18 protein-coding genes are annotated in these 20,716 nt (G+C 65.1%); 7 read left to right on the forward strand and 11 right to left on the reverse strand.

Annotated features, from left to right (window positions below; all coding sequences use genetic code 11):
* Nucleotides 1-86 precede the first annotated feature (86 nt).
* The 4 genes from glmU to M8A51_RS07340 all read left to right on the forward strand — a co-directional run bounded on the left by glmU (nt 87) and on the right by M8A51_RS07340 (nt 4,663).
* Nucleotides 87-1,493 (forward strand): bifunctional UDP-N-acetylglucosamine diphosphorylase/glucosamine-1-phosphate N-acetyltransferase GlmU, encoded by a 1,407-nt coding sequence (glmU, locus tag M8A51_RS07325; RefSeq protein WP_251777535.1) that lies wholly within the window; start codon nt 87-89, stop codon nt 1,491-1,493.
* 3 nt (nt 1,494-1,496) lie between these two features.
* Nucleotides 1,497-1,751 (forward strand): cysteine-rich CWC family protein, encoded by a 255-nt coding sequence (locus M8A51_RS07330; RefSeq protein ID WP_251777536.1) that lies wholly within the window; start codon nt 1,497-1,499, stop codon nt 1,749-1,751.
* Between the two features lie 100 nt (nt 1,752-1,851).
* Complete coding sequence (locus tag M8A51_RS07335) at nt 1,852-3,366, forward strand: DUF1800 domain-containing protein (protein WP_251777537.1); 1,515 nt, start codon at nt 1,852-1,854, stop codon at nt 3,364-3,366.
* Nucleotides 3,367-3,379: 13 nt separating this feature from the next.
* Nucleotides 3,380-4,663, forward strand: coding sequence for a DUF1501 domain-containing protein (locus M8A51_RS07340; protein WP_251777538.1), 1,284 nt, complete (start codon nt 3,380-3,382; stop codon nt 4,661-4,663).
* Nucleotides 4,664-4,703: 40 nt separating this feature from the next.
* On the opposite strand, the gene M8A51_RS07345 is transcribed toward M8A51_RS07340, so the two are convergent.
* The gene (locus tag M8A51_RS07345; protein WP_251777539.1) at nt 4,704-7,673 is read right to left on the reverse strand and encodes a di-heme oxidoredictase family protein; all 2,970 of its coding nucleotides are present in this window, start codon (nt 7,671-7,673) and stop codon (nt 4,704-4,706) included.
* A gap of 324 nt (nt 7,674-7,997) precedes the next feature.
* Nucleotides 7,998-8,492 (reverse strand): Lrp/AsnC family transcriptional regulator, encoded by a 495-nt coding sequence (locus M8A51_RS07350; RefSeq protein ID WP_251777540.1) that lies wholly within the window; start codon nt 8,490-8,492, stop codon nt 7,998-8,000.
* 151 nt (nt 8,493-8,643) lie between these two features.
* On the opposite strand from M8A51_RS07350, the gene glmS reads away from it, so the two are divergent.
* Nucleotides 8,644-10,527 carry a glutamine--fructose-6-phosphate transaminase (isomerizing) gene (gene glmS / locus M8A51_RS07355; RefSeq protein WP_251777541.1) on the forward strand — a complete coding sequence of 628 codons (1,884 nt, stop codon included), beginning with the start codon at nt 8,644-8,646 and terminating at the stop codon, nt 10,525-10,527.
* A 736-nt stretch (nt 10,528-11,263) separates the two neighbouring features.
* On the opposite strand, the gene M8A51_RS07360 is transcribed toward glmS, so the two are convergent.
* Nucleotides 11,264-12,298: a serine/threonine-protein kinase gene (locus tag M8A51_RS07360; RefSeq protein ID WP_251777542.1), complete on the reverse strand. Its 1,035-nt coding sequence runs from the start codon at nt 12,296-12,298 to the stop codon at nt 11,264-11,266.
* Entirely contained in the window at nt 12,298-12,768 is a 471-nt protein-coding gene (locus tag M8A51_RS07365; RefSeq protein WP_251777543.1) for a hypothetical protein, read from the reverse strand. The genes M8A51_RS07360 and M8A51_RS07365 overlap by 1 nt, the downstream gene beginning before the upstream one ends.
* 136 nt (nt 12,769-12,904) lie before the next feature.
* On the opposite strand from M8A51_RS07365, the gene acpS reads away from it, so the two are divergent.
* On the forward strand, nt 12,905-13,324 hold the full coding sequence (gene acpS, locus M8A51_RS07370) for a holo-ACP synthase (RefSeq protein ID WP_251777544.1): 420 nt from the start codon (nt 12,905-12,907) through the stop codon (nt 13,322-13,324).
* On the opposite strand, the gene M8A51_RS07375 is transcribed toward acpS, so the two are convergent.
* The 7 genes from M8A51_RS07375 to M8A51_RS07405 form a co-directional block, all read right to left on the reverse strand.
* The gene (locus tag M8A51_RS07375) at nt 13,293-14,204 is read right to left on the reverse strand and encodes a nucleoside triphosphate pyrophosphohydrolase family protein (protein WP_251777545.1); all 912 of its coding nucleotides are present in this window, start codon (nt 14,202-14,204) and stop codon (nt 13,293-13,295) included. The genes acpS and M8A51_RS07375 overlap by 32 nt on opposite strands.
* Nucleotides 14,205-14,209: 5 nt before the next feature.
* Nucleotides 14,210-15,397 (reverse strand): nucleotide kinase domain-containing protein, encoded by a 1,188-nt coding sequence (locus M8A51_RS07380; RefSeq protein ID WP_251777546.1) that lies wholly within the window; start codon nt 15,395-15,397, stop codon nt 14,210-14,212.
* Complete coding sequence (locus M8A51_RS07385) at nt 15,394-16,233, reverse strand: thymidylate synthase family protein (protein ID WP_251777547.1); 840 nt, start codon at nt 16,231-16,233, stop codon at nt 15,394-15,396. Before M8A51_RS07385 ends, M8A51_RS07380 begins: the two co-directional genes overlap by 4 nt.
* Complete coding sequence (locus M8A51_RS07390; RefSeq protein WP_251777548.1) at nt 16,230-17,063, reverse strand: ImmA/IrrE family metallo-endopeptidase; 834 nt, start codon at nt 17,061-17,063, stop codon at nt 16,230-16,232. Before M8A51_RS07390 ends, M8A51_RS07385 begins: the two co-directional genes overlap by 4 nt.
* A gap of 64 nt (nt 17,064-17,127) precedes the next feature.
* On the reverse strand, nt 17,128-17,484 hold the full coding sequence (locus M8A51_RS07395; protein WP_251777549.1) for a helix-turn-helix domain-containing protein: 357 nt from the start codon (nt 17,482-17,484) through the stop codon (nt 17,128-17,130).
* Nucleotides 17,481-17,846 (reverse strand): hypothetical protein, encoded by a 366-nt coding sequence (locus tag M8A51_RS07400; RefSeq protein ID WP_251777550.1) that lies wholly within the window; start codon nt 17,844-17,846, stop codon nt 17,481-17,483. Before M8A51_RS07400 ends, M8A51_RS07395 begins: the two co-directional genes overlap by 4 nt.
* Nucleotides 17,847-18,164: 318 nt before the next feature.
* A protein-coding gene (locus tag M8A51_RS07405; RefSeq protein WP_251777551.1) for an IS3 family transposase occupies nt 18,165-19,318 on the reverse strand; the annotation gives its coding sequence in 2 pieces (ribosomal slippage) (nt 18,165-19,081 and nt 19,081-19,318; 1,155 coding nt in all).
* 445 nt (nt 19,319-19,763) lie between these two features.
* Between M8A51_RS07405 and M8A51_RS07410 the strand changes: the two genes are divergently transcribed.
* The gene (locus M8A51_RS07410; RefSeq protein WP_251777552.1) at nt 19,764-20,627 is read left to right on the forward strand and encodes a TnsA endonuclease N-terminal domain-containing protein; all 864 of its coding nucleotides are present in this window, start codon (nt 19,764-19,766) and stop codon (nt 20,625-20,627) included.
* Nucleotides 20,628-20,716: the final 89 nt, after the last annotated feature.

Genomic DNA, 20,716 nt, shown 5'->3' on the forward strand with positions numbered 1-20,716 from the left:
GGCCGTCCGGGCGTTTCCCGGTTCCCCCGGGGGGATCGACACGCGTTTGCAACGACTGATTTCAACGAACACCTCCAAACACCGGCATGGCACTCGACGTCGTCATCATGGCCGCGGGCAAGGGCACCCGCATGAAGTCCACCCGCCCGAAAGTGCTGCACACCGTGGGGGGACGCTCCTTATTGCAGCATGTCGTGCAGACCTCTGCGAGCGTGGGGGCAGACCGCATCCTGGTGATCACCGGCCATGGCGCGGCGCAGGTGGAAACCTCGATCCGGGAGTCCTTGCAATTGCCGGGCCTGCACTTCGTGCGCCAGGAGCCGCAGCTCGGCACCGGCCATGCGGTGCAGCAGGCGGTGCCGGCGCTCTCGGCCGCAGGCACCACGCTGATCCTCAACGGCGACGTGCCGCTGATCGAGCCCGAGACCGCCCGTGCGCTGGTCGAGGCCTGCGCCGGCAAGCGCCTGGCGCTGCTGACCCTCGCACTGGACGATCCCACCGGCTACGGCCGCATCGTGCGCCGCGGTGATGCCGCCGACGGCGACGTGCTGGGCATCGTCGAGCACAAGGACGCCACGCCCGAGCAGCGCCGCATCCGCGAAATCTACACCGGCATGATGGCGGTGCCCACCGAGCGCCTGAAGCAGTGGCTGGGCCGGCTGCGCAACGACAACGCACAAGGCGAGTACTACCTGACCGACGTGGTGGCGATGGCGGTGGCCGACGGCGTGCCGGTGGTGGCCGCCCACCCGCGCAGCGAAACCGAGGTGCTGGGCGTCAACAGCCCCGCGCAACTGGCCGACCTGGAGCGGCGCTATCAGCGCCAGCAGGCCGACCGGCTGATGGAAGCCGGCGTGCGCTTGGCCGACCCGGCCCGCTTCGACCTGCGCGGCACGCTGCAGTGCGGCACCGACGTCGACATCGACGTCAACTGCATCTTCGAAGGCACCGTCACCCTGGGCGACGGCGTTCGCATCGGCGCGCACTGTGTCATCAAGAACGCCCACATCGCCGCGGGCGCGGTGATCCATCCGTTCACGCACATCGACGGCGAGCAGCAGGGCGCCAAGGTGGGCGAGGGCGCGCTGGTGGGCCCGTTCGCCAGGCTGCGCCCCGGGGCCGACCTGGGCGCCGAGGTGCACATCGGCAACTTCGTCGAGGTGAAGAATTCCACCCTGGCGCGCGGCGCCAAGGCCAACCACCTGGCCTACCTGGGCGACGCCACCGTGGGCGAGCGCGTCAACTACGGTGCCGGCAGCATCACCGCCAACTACGACGGCGCCAACAAGCACCGCACCGTGATCGAAGCCGACGTGCACGTCGGCTCCAACTGCGTGCTGGTGGCGCCCGTCACCATCGGCGCCGGCGCCACCATCGGCGGCGGCAGCACGATCGCCAAGCACGCCCCGGCCGGCGAGCTGACGGTGGCACGGGCCAAGCAGGTCACGTTGCCCGGCTGGAAGCGGCCGCAGAAGGCGCCCAAGGCAGGTTGAGCCATGGGCGAGCCTGTGCCGGCCGACGCCGTGGACCCGACGTGCTGCCCCTTGTGCGGCGCGTCCAACCAGTGCGTGATGGCCGGCTCGCCCGGCGCCGCTGACCCGGCGCTGCCGTGCTGGTGCACGCAGGCCACGATCGACCGGGCGCAGCTGGCGCGCATCCCCGAAGCGGCGCGCCGTCGTGCCTGCCTGTGCCCGGCCTGCGCGGCCGTGCTGCCCGCTGACCCGCCCGCAGGCAGCGGGCAGTCGCAATAGGCAGACACACCTCGGGGCCCGCTGCTTTACGTGTGGGACATCATCGGGCATGGGTTTTCAGCCATCCTGTGCGGGTGACTGAAATGCGTGGGAGCGCCAGATGATCAGCAGACGCCGTTGGCTCTTCGGCAGTGCGGCCCTGGCCGCAGCCGGGCCGCTGGGGGTGCGCCCCGCCACCGCAGCCAGCAGCCCCCTGGCGCTCGGCGAGCGCGCCTGGCATGCGCTCAACCGCCTGGCGTTCGGGCCCCGCCCGGGGGACGCGGCAGCGGTGCACGCGCTGGGCCCCGAGCGATGGCTGGGACGCTTCATCGAAGAGCAGCTCGAACCCGACCGGCTGGCACACCCGGTTGCGCTGCAAGAGCGGCTCGCGCTGCTGGACACGCTGCCGCTCGGCCAGGCCGAGCTGATCGGCCGGTATCGCGAGGCACGCCGCGCGGTGCAGGAAGAACGCCGCAAAGCCCAGCCGCAGGGCCGCGACATGGCGGCTCCGGTGAAGGCGGGCGGTGTCGGCGCTTCGGTGCGCCCGGTGCTGCTGCAAGCTGCGACCGCACGCTTCGCGCGCGCACTGCACAGCCCGGCGCAACTGGAAGAAGTGCTGGTGGACTTCTGGTTCAACCACTTCAACGTCTTCCACAACAAGGGCCTCGTGAACGCGCTGGTGGGCAACTACGAGCGCGAGGCGATCCGGCCCCACGTGCTCGGCAGCTTTCGGGCCATGCTGGGCGCGGTGGCACACCACCCGGCCATGCTGGTCTACCTCGACAACAACCGCAGCGTCGCGCCGGGTTCGCCGTCGGCGCGTTCGGGCCCGGCCGGCTTGAACGAGAACTACGCGCGCGAATTGATGGAGCTGCACACGCTGGGCGTCGACGGCGGCTACCGGCAGCAGGACGTGACCGAGCTCGCCCGCATCCTGACCGGCTGGACCGTGGACCCCGACGGCACCCGCACCGGGGCCGGCGGCTCCGCGTTCCGGTTCAATGCGAAGCGCCACGACCGGGGCGTCAAGCACTGGCTGGGGCACACGATCGAGCCGGCAGGCGAGGCGGAAGGTGAGAAGGCGCTCGACATCCTGGCGGCTCACCCTGCCACGGCGCACCACCTGAGCTACAAGCTCGCGCAGGCTTTTGTGGCCGACCAGCCGCCGCCCGCGCTGGTGCAGCGCATGGCGCAGCGATACACCGCCAGCGGCGGCCAGCTGAAGGCCGTGATGAAAGAGATGCTCTCGGCCGACGAGTTCTGGCAACCGCAGGCCTGGGCGGCCAAGTTCAAGACGCCTTACCAGTACCTGCTGTCGTCGCTGCGCGCCGTGGGCGCCGACTTCAGCGACGTGCAGCCGCTGCTCGGGTGGCTGAAGCAGGCCGGCATGCCCTTGTACGGCGCCACCACGCCCGACGGCTACAAGAACACCGCGGCTGCCTGGATGAACCCCGAAGGGCTGACCCAGCGCGTGCAGTTTGCGCGCGCTCTGGCGCGGCGCCACCCGGCCATGCCGGCTTTGCTGGACACATTGGGCCCCACCGTGGGCCCGGCCACGCGCGCCGCCGTCGCCGCCGAGCCGCCCGCCTTGCAGACGGCGCTGCTGCTGGCCAGCCCCGATTTCATGCGCTGCTGAACCGGGAGCCCCCATGCAACGACGCGAACTCTTGATGCGCTCGGCCGCGCTGGCCGGATGGAGCCTGCTGCCGCTTGGCGCGGCCGCCGCTGCAAGCGACGGCCGCCCCCGCAAACTGGTGGTGGTGATGCTGCGCGGCGCCGTCGACGGGCTCAGCGTGGTGGTGCCCTACGCCGACCGCCAATACGCCGAGGCACGCCCCACGCTGGCGCTGCCGGCGCCCGGCGCCGAAGACGGCGTGCTCGCGCTCGATGCGCACTTCGGTCTGCACCCCGCGTTGAGCCGGCTCAAGCCCTATTGGGACCAGGGTGCGCTGGGCTTCGTGCATGCCAGCGGCTCGCCCGACAGCACGCGCTCGCATTTCGACGCCCAGGAATACATGGAAACCGGCACGCCGGGCCGCAAGGCCACCCCCGACGGCTGGATGAACCGGCTGCTGGCGGCGCTGCCGGGCCCGAGCGCGCCGACGCGCGCGGTGAGCATGGGGACCGTCCCTGCTCGCATCTTTTCCGGACCTGGCAGCGTGGCGTCGCTGGGCACCGGCCCGCGGGCCCTGCAAGAGCGGGCCATCGACGATGCCCGGATGCAGGCCGCGCTCAGCCGGTTGTATGCCAACGATCCCGTGCTGGGCAAGGTCTATCGCGACGCCACCGGCAGCCGCAGCGAGATGAAACGCAGCCTGGCGCAGGGCGAAGCCGATTCGAGCGCGGCGATGGGGCCGCCGATGGCCGGCGAACGCTCGATGGACCCGAATGCCGACAACGGCGCACCGCCACCGCGCAGCTTTGCCGCCGACGCCTTCCGCCTGGGTCGTCTGATTCGCAACGACGCTCACACGCAACTGGCCTTCACGTCGGTGGGCGGGTGGGACACGCACGCCGCGCAAGGCGCCAGCCGCGGGCAGCTCGCCACCAAGCTGGGTCAGCTGGGCGATGGCCTGGACGCGCTGGCGCGCGGCCTGGGCGACGCCCTGCAGCACACCGTGATCGTCGTGATGAGCGAGTTCGGGCGCACCGTGGCCCAGAACGGCACCGGTGGCACCGACCATGGGCGGGGCAACGTGATGTGGTTGCTGGGCGGGGCCGTGTCGGGCGGGCAGGTGCTGGGCGACTGGCCCGGGCTGGACCGGGCGGCCCTGGCCGACGGCCGCGACCTGGCGGTGACGACCGACTTCAGGCATGTGCTGGGTGCCGTGCTGGAGCGGCACCTGGCCGTGGGCGACGACGCGCTGTCGCGCGTGTTTCCGGGGTTCGACGGGCCATGGGCCCCTGCGTCACGGCTGCTGCGCAGCACGTGAGCCGGGCCGGGGCCCTGCCCGGGCCTTACCGCTGATCGGCCTACAGCGAGCGAAGGAACGCCAACACGGCCTCCCGATCCTCTGGGGACAGCGATTGGAACCGCTGGCGGCTCACGGTGGCCTCGCCGCCGTGCCAGAGGATGGCTTCGACCAGCGTGCGCGCGCGGCTGTCGTGGAGATACCCGACCGGCGCATTCTTGCTGGCCGCCACCGCCTCCGTGTAGCCGATGCCCCACAGAGGCGGGGTGCGCCACATGTTGCCGGTGGCTCGGCCCTCGACGAAGTTGTCGGCCAGATCGGGCCCCATGTCGTGCAGTAGCAGATCCGTGTAGGGCTTGATCGTCTGGTTGCGCAGTTCGGCCATTTCCGACAGGTTGCCCGTTCGCATGGAGCTGACATGGCACGCCGTGCAGCGCATGGTGTCGAAGACCCTCGCACCGGCGGCGACCTGGGCGGGGTTGACGTCCAGATACCAAAGCGGCGCCACGCCGTTCGGAAAGCCGCTGGCCACGCTGCGTTGCGCCGGCACCGCCAGCAAACGGAGGTAGCGGGTGATCAAGGTGAGGTCTTCTTCCGACAGCCCCTTTTCAACCTTCGCCGGCGTGCAGTTGGCCGGCCCGGCCAGGCAGTCGCGGTTCGGGTAGACCGGCGAGGTGACCGACATGTCGAGCAGCGCGGCCGATGCAGCCTGGTGGCGCAGGCTGACCTTGGACGCCTTCCAGCCGAAGCGACCCAGGCGCACGGCACCGGTCTCGGGGTCGTAGGCATAGTTCGCCTGGCCCTTGACGCCGTCCTGGTCCGGGGTGGAGCGAACGCGGGAAAGGATCTCGGCGTCGGTGACGGCTTCGAGCAGGCCGACGCCGATCATCGGTTGCGCGCTGCGCAGCGAATACCGCTGCGGCAGCGGGCCGTCGAACGAGACCCTGGGTTTGCGCAGCTCTACGGCGGTGCCGTCGGCCAGCGTGACGGTCTTGACGTCGAACCCCGACACGCGAACGCTGGTGCCCCAGTCTTCGAGCTGGCCGGTGGTGACGGACCGCGCATTCATCTGTGCCGCCAGGCCGTAGATCGGGTGAGGCTGCTGCTTGCCGCTGCCGTCGACGGTCGCCGTGCGCACGGCCATGGTGTCGAGCCGCTGGTTGATGACGCTGGGTGCAACGCTGCGCCCGTTGTTGATGTGGCACGCAAAGCAGGACGTCTGGTTGAAGCGCGGCCCTTGCAAGCGAACGGCCGCGTCGTTGCGGTCATTGCCGGGCTCGGTGTGGTCGCCGGTCCAGAGGTTGGTGTGGATCCAGCGGCGGCCTTCCATGAAGCGCTGCATGTTCTGCATGCCGATGTGGTTGAGCGGCTGCTGGAACATGAACTGCGCGTTGTCGGCATAGTCGTACGACACCGAGCCCAGCCCGCCCGACAAGGTGTCGAGCGGCAAGGGCGCGTTCATCAGCCGCGGTTGCACGCCGTACCACGGCCTGAGGCCTTCGCCCACCACGTAGGTCAGCTCGTTGGTGTAGTAGCGAAAGGCACCGCTGTCGCCGAGCGCGTCCATCGCTGCTCGCGTCGAGAAGAACGAGCTGGAGAACTCGATGACGTCGCCGGCCCTGAGCGCGCGCGACGGCACGTTCACGCCATTGGGCACGAGAACGCCGTTGGCATCGGGGGCGATGGCGGTGTGCCCGGGGTAGTTGTCGAACACCACGCTGCAGCCGTCGTTGGCGCCGATGACCCCGTTGTAGCCGCTGCTGGGGCGACGCAATGCCCCGGCCGGTGGCTTGGGTACGACGGGGCAGGCCGCAACGTTGTTCAGCCCCGCGGTGTAGGTCGAGTCGTCGAGCAGGTCGCCCGGGGACATCCAGCCGAAGCCGGTGACGTTCGGGGAATCGAAGCGGCGAACGAAGACCAGGCCGCCGCCCCGTTGTGCCTGCGGAAAGTATTGGTTGACGATCAGCTTCGGGCGGGTCACGCCGGCCACTTTGCTGTCGTCGATGAACTCCACGCCCCAGGTGCGGTTCTTGAAGTAGTTCGCCACGAAGTTCAGGTGCGCCCCGGGCCCCTTGTCGACCGGCCTGCCGGAGGCGTCGACGGTGTCGTTCGGGCCGTAGCCGGCTTCGTTCCAGTCTTCGCCGCGCTCGCGTGCGTGGCGCGACCGGCCCACCATGCCGAAGCGGGTCACCAAGGCCCCGTTGGGCAACGAGAACTGCACCATCTCGAGCGGCGCCCCTGCGGCAGGCTCGGGCGCCAGCGCGGCCCCGACCGGGGGGTACCTTTCAGGCGAGGTGGCCAGCGCACGCAGCGAGTTGCCGCTGCCCGGGCCCTTGAACGCGACCTCGAACAGCGAATAACCGTATTGCGTGCCCCGCTGGGTGCCTCGTACACGCACGTAGCGGACGTTGGCATCGAGGTTGTAGAACTCTTCCGTGCCGCCCTTGGCGCCGGTGACGTAGCGCAGCTGGTACCAGGTGCTGCCGTCGTCGGACGTTTCGATCGCATATTCCTTCCCGTAGGCCGCCTCCCACACCAGCTTCATGTAGCCGAGCTGCGTCTTGCCACCGAAGTCGAACTGGATCCATTCGTTGCCGGTGTGGGCGCTTTCCCAGCGGGTGGCCGTGCTGCCGTCGATCGCCTTGGCAGCGCTGTTGCCCTGGTTCGCGGTGGACGATGCGGTGGCGGCGACCGGCTGCACCGCCGCGCCGGGGCGGCTCAGGTCGACGCTCAGCGGCAGGCGTTGATCAGGCGGCAACGGCGGCGCGGCTGCGGCACCGCTAGAGGGCAATGCAGGCGAGGGCGCAGGCGCCGGCGTCTCGAGCACCGGCTCGTCTGTGCCGGCGCCGGGGGCCGGAGCAGGTGCAGGCGGGGCCGGTGCAGGGGTGGGAGCAGAGCCACCGGTTTCGTGCTCTGAGCCACCCCCACCGCTGCCCCCGCAGGCGCTCAGCGCAGCGACCGCGAAGGCCAGGGTGATGAAGGTCGAGACCCGGCGTGTCGAGGTCTGGCTGGCGGCTGCTGTGCGGGTCACGCGTGGGTACTCCTGGTTGTTTTCTTGTGGGCGATGCCGGTGTGGCGGCATGCCGGGACGGTCAGCGGTTCGCTGGGGCCGGGTCGGCCATCAAGCAGTGTCCATGCCAAGCCGGGGGTGGATGCTGAAGAGAACATCCACGGGTGGCGTTACAGAGGCGAAGCGACCGATGCGCAAGCGAAGAGAGATTCGACTCGTTACGCTCGACGTTTCATTTGCGCCGTTGGCCACCAGTTTTCGTCGCCCAAACGCGTGAGCCGTGCCGCCGGTTCACCGGCCCCGTGCGGCCAGCGCCCGCGCCGGGTGGGCCGCACCGGGGGGAGTTCAAGGCCGGGCCGGCAGCGCGATGGCCGGCTCGAACTTCGCGCGCTTCACCGAAAAGTAGGTTTTGACGTTGCGCACGTTCGCGTCGCTGGTGAACAGCCGCCGCACCAGCGCGTGGTAGGCGTCCATGTCGCGCACCTGCACCACCAGCACGAAGTCGGGCCCGCTGGACGTGCGGTAGCACTGCTGCACGGCCGGCTCTGCCGCGGCGCGCGCCTCGAAGGCTTCGAGGCGGTCGGCGGCCTGGTGGTCCAAGGTGATTTCAACGATGGCGATCAGCCCGGCGCCCAGCCTGTCGGGCGACAACAGCGCCACTTGGCGCTCGATGACGCCGCTGTCCACCAGCCGCTTCACGCGCCGCAAACAGGTGGCCGGCGACACGTGCACTTTTTCGGCCAGGGCCTGGTTGCTGAGCGAGGCGTCGCGCTGCAGCTGTTCCAGCAGGCGCAGGTCCAGGGCATCCAGTTGAGGGGGTGGGGTGGCGTTTTGTTGCACAACAAGAACAAAAATGAATGAAACACGCGCCAACGTAAGGTGGTGATTGATTTCACCGTGAACGATGGAATTTTGCAAGAAAATTTCCGTGCCCCCTGCCTACCATCGCGCCACTTCGCATCCATTTCGTCTTTTTCCGCAGGAGCCCCTTATGTGCGGCATCGTCGGCGCAGTCAGCCAGCGCAACATCGTCCCCATCCTCATCGAAGGCCTGAAGCGCCTGGAATACCGCGGCTATGACTCGTGCGGCGTGGCCGTGCACCAGGCGGGCGAACTGCGCCGATCGCGCAGCACGTCTCGCGTGGCCGAGCTGGACACCCTGGTGGCCGCCGACCGCGTCGAAGGGTTCACCGGCATCGCCCACACCCGCTGGGCCACGCACGGCGCGCCCGCGGTGCACAACGCCCACCCGCACTTTTCGCATGGCCCCGGCGAAGACGCCTATACCGCGCGGCCCGGCCGCATTGCGCTGGTGCACAACGGCATCATCGAAAACCACGACGAGCTGCGCGCTGAACTGAGGGCCAAGGGTTATGTCTTCACCAGCCAGACCGACACCGAGGTCATCGCCCACCTGATCGACCAGCTGTACGACGGCGACCTGTTCGACGCCGTGAAGCGCGCCACGCTGCAACTCAAGGGCGCTTACGCCATTGCCGTGTTCTGCCGCGACGAACCGCACCGTGTGGTGGGTGCGCGCGAAGGCTCGCCGCTGGTGCTGGGCGTGGGCACCATGGAAGGCGCGACCGAAAACTTCCTCGCTTCCGATGCGATGGCGCTGGCCGGCGTGACCGACCAGATCATCTACCTAGAAGAAGGCGACGTGGTCGACCTGCAGCTCGGCAAGTACTGGATCGAATCGGCCCACGGCGCCGAGGTGCGCGGCCGGTATGCCCGCGTCGAGCGCCCGGTGCGCACCGTGCAGGCGCACACCGGCGCGGCCGAGCTAGGCCCGTACCGTCACTACATGCAGAAAGAGATCTTCGAGCAGCCGCGCGCCGTGGGTGACACGTTGTCGGGTGTCGAGAGCATCACCCCCGAGCTGTTCGGCGACGGCGCCTATGCGGTGTTCAAGGACATCGAGCAGGTGCTCATTCTGGCGTGCGGTACCAGCTACTACGCCGGCTCTACCGCCAAGTACTGGCTCGAGTCGATCGCCAAGATCCCCACCAGCGTGGAGATTGCCAGCGAATACCGCTACCGCGACAGCGTGCCCCACCCCAAGACGCTGGTGGTCACCATTTCGCAGTCGGGTGAGACGGCCGACACCATTGCCGCGCTGAAGCACGCCCGCGCATTGGGCATGCCCCACACGCTGACCATCTGCAACGTGGCCACCAGCGCCATGGTGCGCGAGTGCAAGCTGGCCTACATCACCCACGCCGGCGTGGAGATCGGCGTGGCGTCGACCAAGGCCTTCACCACGCAACTGGCCGGCCTGTTCTTGCTGACGCTGGCACTGGCCCAGGTGCGCGGCCACCTGACCGACGAGCAGGAAGCCGCCCACGTGAAGGCCATGCGCCACCTGCCCGTGGCGCTGCAGGCCGTGCTGGCGCTGGAGCCCCAGGTGATCGCCTGGGCCGAAGAGTTCGCCCGCAAGGAAAATGCGCTGTTCCTGGGCCGCGGCCTGCACTACCCCATTGCATTGGAAGGTGCGCTGAAGCTCAAGGAAATCAGCTACATCCACGCCGAGGCCTACCCCGCCGGCGAGCTGAAGCACGGCCCGCTGGCCCTGGTGACCGCCGCGATGCCGGTGGTGACCGTGGCGCCCAACGACACGCTGCTGGAAAAGCTGAAGAGCAACCTGCAGGAAGTGCGCGCCCGCGGCGGCGAGCTGTTCGTGTTTGCCGACGCCGACACCCACATCGAGAGCGAGCCCGGCATTCATGTGATCCGCATGCCCGAGCACTACGGCCCGCTGTCGCCCATCCTGCACGTGGTGCCGCTGCAGTTGCTGGCGTATCACACGGCGTGTGCGCGGGGGACGGACGTGGACAAGCCGCGGAACTTGGCGAAGAGCGTGACGGTGGAGTGAGGGGGGCGTCGTTCGATTCATTTTTGTGCGCGGGAAACAGTCGCGCTTACTGCAAACGAAGTTGCTTACCGCGGAACAAAGCCGTTTACTGTGAGTCCGGGGTGGCGAAACATAGGCGCTAACCAAGCTGCAAGCGGGGCGGCTTCTAAGCACCGTGCCTTTACGCAGCGACCCCCCGTTCTAAGACGGCTCCCGCCAACGCTCCCTTAAGCCTGTCGCTTCCGACATTGCTGCGGTTGCCAAGTACAGCTTGTTCATGAGCCCGGAGGTGCCTGTGTCGTCGCGCACTGCCCGCAATTGGAAGTGTCGAACTCCGCGGGGACGTGTCGTGCGGGCCGGAGAAGGCTGGCACCGGCGAAGGCATGAGGCTGGTCAAACCTCCATGCTGAAAAAGTTCGGCCTTGCCTTTCTGTGCGAAACAGGGCCGCTTGTAAGGTTGCTTGTCGGTACCTATACTGTACAAATAAACAGATATGGCCGCCTCAGCTGCGGCCTGGGCAAGGAGAGGGCGCATGCGAAGAACGTCAACGTCACTTGCTGTTTCGTCGCCGATTTGCTGCTTTTGCGGACGCTCGTGGCTGCCAGAAGAAGGTGTGGCAGCTAGTCAAGCCTACTGCTACCACTGCGCTGAGGGGCGGCGAGCCGCGGCCTTGAAGGCGTTTGGGGGCCGTACGCCAGCTGTTTTCGACCCGTCGGGTGCCTACTTGTTGCCGCGACACCTACGGCCGAGTCGGCGCTAAGCCCGCTCGAAGAAGTCTTCGAGTTCGCTGAGAGTCTTACTGCGCGCCTGGGCGGCAGAAGAGCCGCCCAAGGTTCTCTTCCTCCCCGTTGTGCCTAGTGGTTCGGACCACGCGGTCCATTCGTGCTTTCGTGGCGATTGCCAGGACCACTCCACCACCTTCAAGCGGTCGCCTATCGCAAGCTCCCAGCGGACCCAGTCAGTATCGACCTTCGCGGTCCATCGCGGCGTCTCCAAGGTCGAAAGTGCGCTGAGCACCTGCTGTGCGGATTGGTAGCGCCGGCTGGTGTCGTCGTTCAGCATTTTGCGAATCATCCGCCTCCAGCCAGCGGGGATGTGAGGAAGCCAGCACAGTTTGTTGGCATAGCCACCGGCGGGCACAGTTGCGGCGGGAGACTGCCCTGCTTCGTACCACTCCTGTCCATGCAGCAGGCGATAAAGGGTCATGCCCAATGCCCAGATGTCCGACTTGGCGCTTGTTACCCAAGTCGACCATACCTCGTAAGCAATATGGTCCTTGTAGCCAGCTATCGAGCCGTAGCCATGGAGAAGACGGTCTGTGACTAAGCCGAAATCGCCCAGCAGAGCGACGCCGCTCGCATTCCGCAGGAGGTTGCCTGGCTTGATGTCCCGATGCAGCATCCCCCTTGAGTGGAGGGCATCCAAGCCGAGTGTCACGTTAGTTGCGATTTCGCGGACGGTGTCCAGCGGTAGAGGCCCTTTTTCGTATGCGTCCTGCAGGGACCCGCCAGCGCAGAACGCCATGCAAAGCTGGATGCTGTCGCCAGCAGCGTCCTCGGAGATGCTGTGCACTCGAACAACGTTCCTGTGTTCGGCAGCCGACAGGCGTTGACCCTCGGCAAGCAGGCCAGCCTTACGCTGGTGCCAGTCAGCCGCACTCTCGCCAGAGGCGCGCGTCATGACCTTGACGGCGACACGACCATGGACGCTGTCTTGCCCTTCGAACACCTCGCCAAATGCACCGGCGCCAAGCTTGCGCCCGAGCGTCAGGGGCGGGACGACGGTCGCCATCAAGCCTCCCGGGAGGCGATGATGAGCATTGCTGCCTCGCGGCTTCCTTTGCGCAACCCGCTGCCAGTCACCTTGTCTTGCCAGAACGTGTCGTCTCTCAGGTACTCGTCGACCTTGCGGTCGCCGTACGTTCGGCTGACGACCCCCTTCGCAAGGGACTGAATCTGCGCTTCTGACGCAGCTGCCGCCATGATGACGCCGCGAACCTCGGCACTTTGAAGCAGGGCAAGGGTGGCCATGGAGCGCGGAGCCGCACTCGCTTTCAAGACAACAGACCTAATTTGCTGTTCCTTGAGAAAGCCTGCGCAGCGTTGATGCAGCACGTGCAAGGCTGGCTCCCTTGCGCCCGACTGCAGATTCCAGGTCTGGTCGTATTCAATGCAGATGGGGTCGTTCAGGTCCGCCGGGACCTGCGCCACGACAACGCCTACGGACTCTCCGGATACCACGAAGCTAGCAATTTTGGTCATCTTCTTCTCCTCCGTTGGCGGAATTGTAACAAGAGGCCTCGCATTTAATCGGCTGGCCCTCGTCTGGTGAACTTGAGCGGGCCGAAGTCCCGACGGAGCGCTCTTGGAGGTCACTGGCCGGAACTAAGATTGAGCTATGCGCTCCCCGCCCAGCCCGCTTTTCCTTGTTGTGGTTCATGGCATCGACATCGTTGACGTGCCGGAGTACGCGCGCATGCTCAACGCGACGATGAAGGCGCACCTGAAAACAATTTTCACCCCTCAGGAACTCGAAGAGTGCGGCGACAATGAGAGAACAGCCCAAAGGCTGGCCGGCCGCTTCGCCACCAAGGAAGCCGTCCTTAAAGCGCTGGGCCTTCCGTTCGGAGACGGAGTCGCCTTTCTTGACGTCGAGACCGTCACCGCCGACACCGGCGCGCCGGCCGTTGTCACCCATAGGAAGGTCAGCGAGCGCGCCTCTCAACTAGGTGTTCAGAACTGGCTTGTGAGCACAAGTCATACGTCAATGTCAGCCGTGGCCAGCGTCATAGGGGTTCGGGCTGCAGTTGCTGTGTAGAAGCGGCGGTGCACTCCATACTGCGGGCGTCCAGGTCTATGTGAATGACGCCGCCGCGGCTTGCGCGAATTTGCCTCCACACTCTGAAGCCGTTCAAGATGGCGTCCTGCCAGTCCTTCATTGTCCGCTCGCTGACTTGAAGGTGAGCCGTCAAACCCTTGACCGTCTTAAGCAGTTCGTAGTCGAGGTGGTCGACGCCGTCGAGCCACCGATGGTGTCGCGCGTATTCAAAGACAAGTGCAGACACTGCTTCATCGACCACCTGGGCTCGCCCTCCGTCCTCGACCTCATCCTTGAGCGGGTCGCTTCGACGCTTGCGTCCCATAAGTTTGCGAACCACGGGTGACCAGCCAAGGTAAGCTACGTAGGCGAGATGGAAGACGTCGTGGAAGCGATACCCGTCGTCGTCGTACGCGTTATCGGTCAGGTCATCCCCGATGGTCACACCATCCATCGAACAGCGAATCTTCGTCTTGCCTCCGCTATGCACCTCGGCCAGCTCGATGCTGAAGCGCCTTGGAAACCGTTCTTGCTCTATAGCGCCGTCATCGAAGGGCAAAGGTAGCGAATGACTGCCCGACCAGCGGTCCGCCGTCTTGTCGAGGTTTGCAGAAGCCACCTTGCTCATACTCAGACCAAACTTGGTAGCGATGTTGGCAACGTACCAGAGGATGTCACCAAGCTCCTCCTGCACGCGCTCGGGAAAGAGGATGTGAGCATCCCTGTCACGGAGATGCTTCTTGAACTCGGTCAGGAGGCCACCGGCCTCGCCAGCGAGGCCTAGAAACGGCACCATGAGCTCGACCTTGTCTTGGCCAGTGCTCCCGGAGGGAACGCGGTCGGTCTCCTGAGCGCGCTGCTGATAGTCGTCAAGGTCCATGGGTCCTACTCCAGTGCTAGGTCGAACTGCTTCAAGGTCCGCTCGCCGCGCTTCGCGCACTCCCGCGAGCCGCGAACCTGCACATCAGCATCAATCTTCTCGTTGATGCCCCATTTGGGCGGATACCAGGGACGTGGAACATCTCCGGAGGAAGCGAACTTCTGCTTGATTCGACTGCGACCCGAAATGCCGGCAACTTCGGGATGAGCAACTCGCGCGTACTTGTCGACCTCGCAGAACAGGTTTTGACAGTCAATGAGCTGGAGCGGCCGTCCCCAGAGTGAATCGAAATTGAGGCCGAGTCTCTCGAACTCGCGTTCCTGATGGTCCGCCATCAAGCGAATCAACTCCGGCTCACTAAGTCCTGCACTGTCCGAGAAGCATTTACGCAGGCCATCTTTCGCGCCAGGCCCGGGCACCACGAACTCCGTCTCAGGGAAGTCCGTAAGCTCCGTGTAGTTGATGTCGATGATGAACTGATAGGCTAGGAAGTCACCGATGGTGGGATAGCTCTTCAGCAGCTCAAAACCCGCTTGCATCTTTCGCAGTTTTCCAAGCTTGGTCGCCAAGCCGTCGGACAGCATCTGTTCGAGCAAACGCAGATGGTTCTGGTGCTTCAGCTCATGCCCGTATGCGGAGCCCCCGGGCGGCATGATGTAGGCAGCGGAGTAAATGCGCTCGCCGGAGTTCTTGGTGCCTGTCAGCACCCGGTCGTATCTTGTGAAGTCGTAGTCCGCAAGCGTCACAGCGCCGAACGTCCGCTCAAGCATTTCCCAAGTCTCAATCTTGTTGAAAAGCTTAAAGAGGAGCGTTCGAAAAAGCACCTCCTCCGCGGACTTCGGAAGGTCATCTCGATAGATGACGTTCCGAATGAGGTACTGACTCACGCGGTCGGAGGCCCGGTATGCGTTTGTGAACTTGTGAACCGAAATGACCGGGTCGTTCGTCCACGGCGCCGGAAGTCCCGCTACACGCTGCATGTAGACACGCTGGCGCTCAGCCGCGAAGCGCCAGTAGGTGTCGTAGACAGGGGTGACGCGCAGCGGGGCAAGGTGGGAGTGGTCACCTGCGGGCTGCGCGTGAACTACGTTCTCCGAGACCACGGAAGACTGTCCTGACGTGATGCAGGGTCCGACTCCAGCGGCCTTGCGAGGAAGCGTCCACACTTTGCCTTTTGGCTTGACCGTCTTCATGCTGCTGCCACGGCCTTGCCTTCGCGCGCCGTACCTGGCCGCGCCGCCTGTTCGGCTGCGTCTTCGGCGGAGACACAAGCGCGTGCAGCGGCAGTCAGCAAGTCGAGCTTGCGGCTCGTCTTGGGCATGCCATCGAGCTTCTCTACTCCGGCCGTTAGATTGAGCTGAACGAGCGGCATTCCCATCTCATGCGCCATAAAGGCGCCCAATTGCGCCAGACCCAGGAAGTTTCCATACGCGCGATAGAGAAGTTGCTGCGTCGCATAGAAGGCGTTCATAGCAAGGCCATTCTTAGTGGGAAGGAAACTCACGTGCTGCAGGCAAGGAAAGACCACCTGGGCCTGCGCCACGTGGTCGCGTGCCGGGTCAAACACGCTCGCCTGCAGCATCGACCTACGGATTGCAGGGCTCTTCTCGTACTGACTCAGAATCCATTCAAGCTGGTTACCACTCTCCGGCCCCGACCCGAACTTCACGAGCCGCTCGAAGTAGAGGCCACGTCCGTTCAGCTTCCGATTGCTCTTTTGGTATGACGGGAATGCCCAATCGCAGTACATCTGGAACAGGCGCTTGCGGTCGCCCCGGGCCATGAGCCAAAGTCGCTGGGGGAAGATAGTGAAGGCAGCGTCATCAACACTCACTGCCTCCATCCCAGTAAGCACGGCGTCCAGGGCGGCTCGCACACTTGCGTCTTCCTGCGGTCTCCCATCCTTGTCGAAGCCCGTAATGCTGACGATGAGCGGCGAGATTTCCTTGCCGGGGTGGTCAAGGATGTGCAGGTACACGCGCGACCAGGCCGCGCTCAGGTTGTCGCTGGTAATGAAAAGTGGAGTCACTCGTCGTCCTCGTCGTCGTTATCTTCAAGATGGCGGTAAGCGGCCATGCCCACGTACCTCTCACGGCACACGCGGATGAACGTCGCCCAACCGTTGGGCCCGTGCGCTCGCCGAATTCCTGTGGCGACCGCGCAGTAGAGAACCTGAGAGCCGTTCTCTGCAATCGGTTCCATCACGCCCTCAGCGACCGCGACAGTCTTGGGCAGCAGCAGGTGCGAACCAACCTCGATGTCCAGAGTCTTGGCACTCCATTGCCCGTCAGCAACCACCAGCGGAGCGTCGCTTGGCTTGCCTAAAAGCTGTGCGCGGATGGTCTTAGGCGAGCTCTTGAGGAGTTCAGTCGCACGAACGGGCAAGAGGTCGTTCATGCCGTACGCCAAGTGGTTCACCAGCGTGGAGTAACCCACTCCAAAGTTGCAGGCTACGCCGAAAATCTGTACGGGCGTCGCCGTGTTGGCGGCCAAGTGCCTAGAGGCGAAGGCATGGCGCACGCCGACCGTGGGCATCAGGGTGAATGCCGCAAACGAGTTGGCTAAGATTTCCTCCGGCCGCTCGCTGTCGTCCTTCGACCGGTCGTCTTCAAGTTCATCCACCGTCGAGCCGTGCCCGAAGACGTGATGGCCAAGCTCGTGCGCACAGGTAAAGGCGCGGCGCGCCACGGGGCGCTTTGCCGCCACCATGATGCGAGGGTCCGCGCCTCGGCGGTACATGCCCTCTATGTTGATGTCGACGAATCGAACCTTGATGCCGAGCTTGTTGCACAGCTCGTAAATGCACAAGGGCTCGTTTGCGCCCATTCCAAACTGCATGCGCGTTTGGATGGCGGCCATCATGCCTTCGCGCGAGAGCGAGCGGCGATTCGCTGGTGTCAACATAAGAGGACGTGCACCCATATCAATCCCCTGAGGGGTCCGATTGCCTCATCGCCGCCAGGAGGCGAAGAACGCGGTCGAAGTCTTGCGTTTTGAGCTTGCTGAGCTCGCGTGCGGCCAGCTCGAGTCGCGGGTCGTTAGCTGCAAGCTTCTCGGGGCTTTCTCCCACGAGCCAAGTAACGCTGACGTCGTAGATTTCCGCGAACTTGCCAAGCTCCTCGGCGCTGACCTTGCGGTTACCCTTTTCGATTTCGGTGACGGTCGGTCGGTGCATGTCGAGCATCTCGGCAACCTTGCCCTGGGAGAGGCCTGCGAGTTTTCGAGCCTCGCGCAGCCTTGTTGCAAGTGCTTGGCGAGGGTCTTCAGAGCCTGTCGTCATGCGGTCTCCTTCGCGAGAGCCGGCGTCGCCGTGAGCGCCGGCGAGGAAATGGGGGTGAGGGGCTTAGTCTGGATGGCCTTGAGGATGGCGGTCACGGTCTGGTCAATGGTGTTAGGAATCTTGGTTTTTTCCTGTCGGAACACGTTGATGTCGACCGCCACCGCAACCTTCAGCTTCTCGCCCACCATCCCATAGGCGACGGGCCAGACCTTGCTGTCGAACATCGGCAGCTCGTTGATGGGAACCGTCGTGCCACCGAGGGGTGGGCAGGTCTGTCCCATCAGGTCTTGAACCTCCATGAGGGTGGCAAGTAGCGCTTCGAGAACGAGAGTTCGGTCCACATTTGCTCCGGCGACGAGCATCTTACGCTCGGTAAGGAAATCTTACCAAGGCCGCGCCGCCGATGTCAATGGGGTGCTTGCGTTTACGTACGACGAAGCCCTCCGTCTTCGGCAGACGGCGCTGTCTGGCACGGGTCTTTTGGTGGACTGCGCGACGCGGGCGTCCACTTCCGTGAGCGGTACACCACCAATCGGACTGCTACGTTGGTTCCGAAGCGCTGTTGCAGCGACCGCAGAGCAGACGCGAGCGGAATCCACGAGCGGGCACGCGTCTCGGGAACAAATTCACGTCGAAAGTTAGTGCGATTTGGCACTTAGTCCTGAATCGACCCGGATTCCCTAGACAGTCCTGAGCCGTTGAGAATGACGTCGCTCGAACTCTACCGGCGAAGTCCCGCCGGCAGTGCCGTGACGACGCTTGGCGTTGTAAAACATTTCGATGTAGTTGAAGACGTCGGACCTCGCTGCGGCGCGCGTCGCGTAGATCTGCCGACGAATGCGTTCGCGCTTGAGCAACTGGAAGAAGCTCTCGGCCACTGCGTTGTCGTGGCAGTTGCCTCGGCGGCTCATGCTCGATACGAGGTTGTGCTCGCGCAGGAAGTCCTGCCACTCGTGGCTCGTGAACTGGCAGCCCTGGTCCGAGTGCAGCATGACCGAGGATTGGGGCCGTCGCCGCCACAGCGCCATGAGCAACGCGTCGAGGACCAATGTCGTGTCGATGCGGCTGCCCATGGACCACCCGACGATCTGCCGCGAGAACAGGTCCACGACTACCGCCAGATACAACCAGCCCTCGTGCGTGCGGATGTAGGTGATGTCGGTGACCCACGCCTGGTTCGGCTCGTCGACACAGAACTGTCGCTGCAGATGGTTTGGCGCGACCACGGTGGGCTTGCCGCCGCGCATGCCAGGCCGACGACGGTAGCCCGTCTGCGAGCGCAGTCCTTCGCGCTTGAGCAGTCGCGCCACGCGATGCTTGCCGCAGCGCTCGCCGAGGTCCCGCATGTCGAGCGTCAGCTTGCGGTACCCATACACGCCGCCACTCTCCAGCCATGCGTGCTTGAGGAGCCCGAGCAGCCTGCGGTCGTCATGCTCGCGCGGACTCGCCGGCTCCGCCTTCCACGCGTAGAAGCCGCTCGGGTGAACCTGCATGACTTTGCACATGCGCCGCACGCTGTGCTGCTGCTCGTGATCCTTGATGAACGCGTACCTCACCCGGACTGCTTGGCAAAGTACGCTGCGGCCTTTTTTAAGATGTCGCGCTCCTCGGTTACCCGCTTGAGTTCGGCCTTCAATCGTCGCAGCTCTTCAGCCTGCGAGTTGGTCGCCTGCCGCTCGGCCGCCGGCACGCCATAGGCCTTGATCCACTTGTACAGGCTGTGCTGACTGACGCCGATTCGCGCCGACACCTCCGCGACCTTGTGCCCACGTTCGGTGATCTGCTTGACCGCCTCGATCTTGAGTTCTTCCGGGTAGTGCTGGTTCGTTTTCATGGCACCTCCTATTGGGCCTCAGTTTGAGGCTCGGAGATGTCTAGCAAACCCGGGGCGATTCATCCATCTACTTGCTGTCGCTGGCAAAGTGATGGGTGAGAGGGTTGTGACGCCTGCCGCAGCAGGGCCCAGGGGTCCAAGGTAAATGTCACCCGCGAGAGCGGAGAGTTCTCCAGAAATTGAACAGCCGCAGATGGCTGTCGGCCGCCGGCTGAAAATTCACACCCGCCAAGTGCAGCAGTGGAGTGTTCCAAAGCGTGGTTTCGACGCAGGGGATGCTCATGCTTGCTGCAAATTCGCTGCCAATACAACGCTCGCTGCCTCCGGTCGGCGGCAAGCTCTCCAGCCCGCCAATCCGCCTCGGCGCAGCTGACTTCCGCCCGCGCTTGCGGGGCAGCATCGAAGATGAGTCGATGGACCGTCCCCATGTGGAAGCACGGAGACCATGACCCGTCTGCGCTACGTCTTCGACGAGGCTCGGGTTCAACGCTTCATCGCGGAAGGCCGCGGGCAAGGGCTTGGCGCGGACTTCAGCCCCTGGCTGCAGATTCAGGACGTGCCTTCCAGTGGGCGGTCGCATCGTCCCTACGGCATCAAGTCCCGGCGCGTTCATCACCTGCTCTCGGACGGTGAGTGGAAGTGCTTTCTGAAGTTCGAAGGCGCCCAGGATGTGGTCGAAATTCAGGAGCAGTTTCCGCTGGACCGCATGGAGACCTTCCGCATCGCGCGCCGCCTCGGGTTCAAGCACCCCCGGACGCTCGATGGCACGCCGTACGTGATGACGCTGGACTTCCTGGTCACGACGACTGGGCCTGCGGGCAGTTGGAAAGTTCCATACACCTTCAAATATGACCCCGAGACGCTGACTCCGCGCGAGCAGGAGTTGATGGACATCACCCGCGAGTTCTGCCGGTCCAACGGCATGGAGCTCCAGGTCCTCGACCAGCGATTCTTTAACGAGCCGTTCAACATCAACTACGACTCGGTCAGGGCGTATCACGACATCTCGCAGCTGGCCTTCTATGACCAGACCGACATCGCCGGTATCACGCAGGCCATGTCGAGCGAGATTGCCGGCGGGAGCGGTGACACACTGCTGCGAGCCTGCCGATGGTTGGCCGGCAGCTTCGATACGACACCCCTGGTTGTCTACCAGGTTGCGATGCACATGGTGTCGCGCGGCGTGCTCCGCGTCGACCTCAGCAGCACTGTCGGGCTGGAGCGCTTGCCGCTGAGCGCCTACTCGCTGGGGACACCGCCTGCTCTTCCGGTGAATCGCCCCGTGTTTCGCGGAGGCCGATTGGTTTAAGTCAGGGCTCCGCCATGGAGGCCTGATTGGCGAGATGCCGCCAGTAGTTTGCCTCAGCCTCGGCTGGCGGGATGTAGCCGATGGGCTCC

Origin of the sequence: Caldimonas mangrovi, assembly GCF_023721835.1 — a bacterium.
In the GTDB taxonomy this organism is placed as follows: domain Bacteria; phylum Pseudomonadota; class Gammaproteobacteria; order Burkholderiales; family Burkholderiaceae_C; genus Caldimonas; species Caldimonas mangrovi.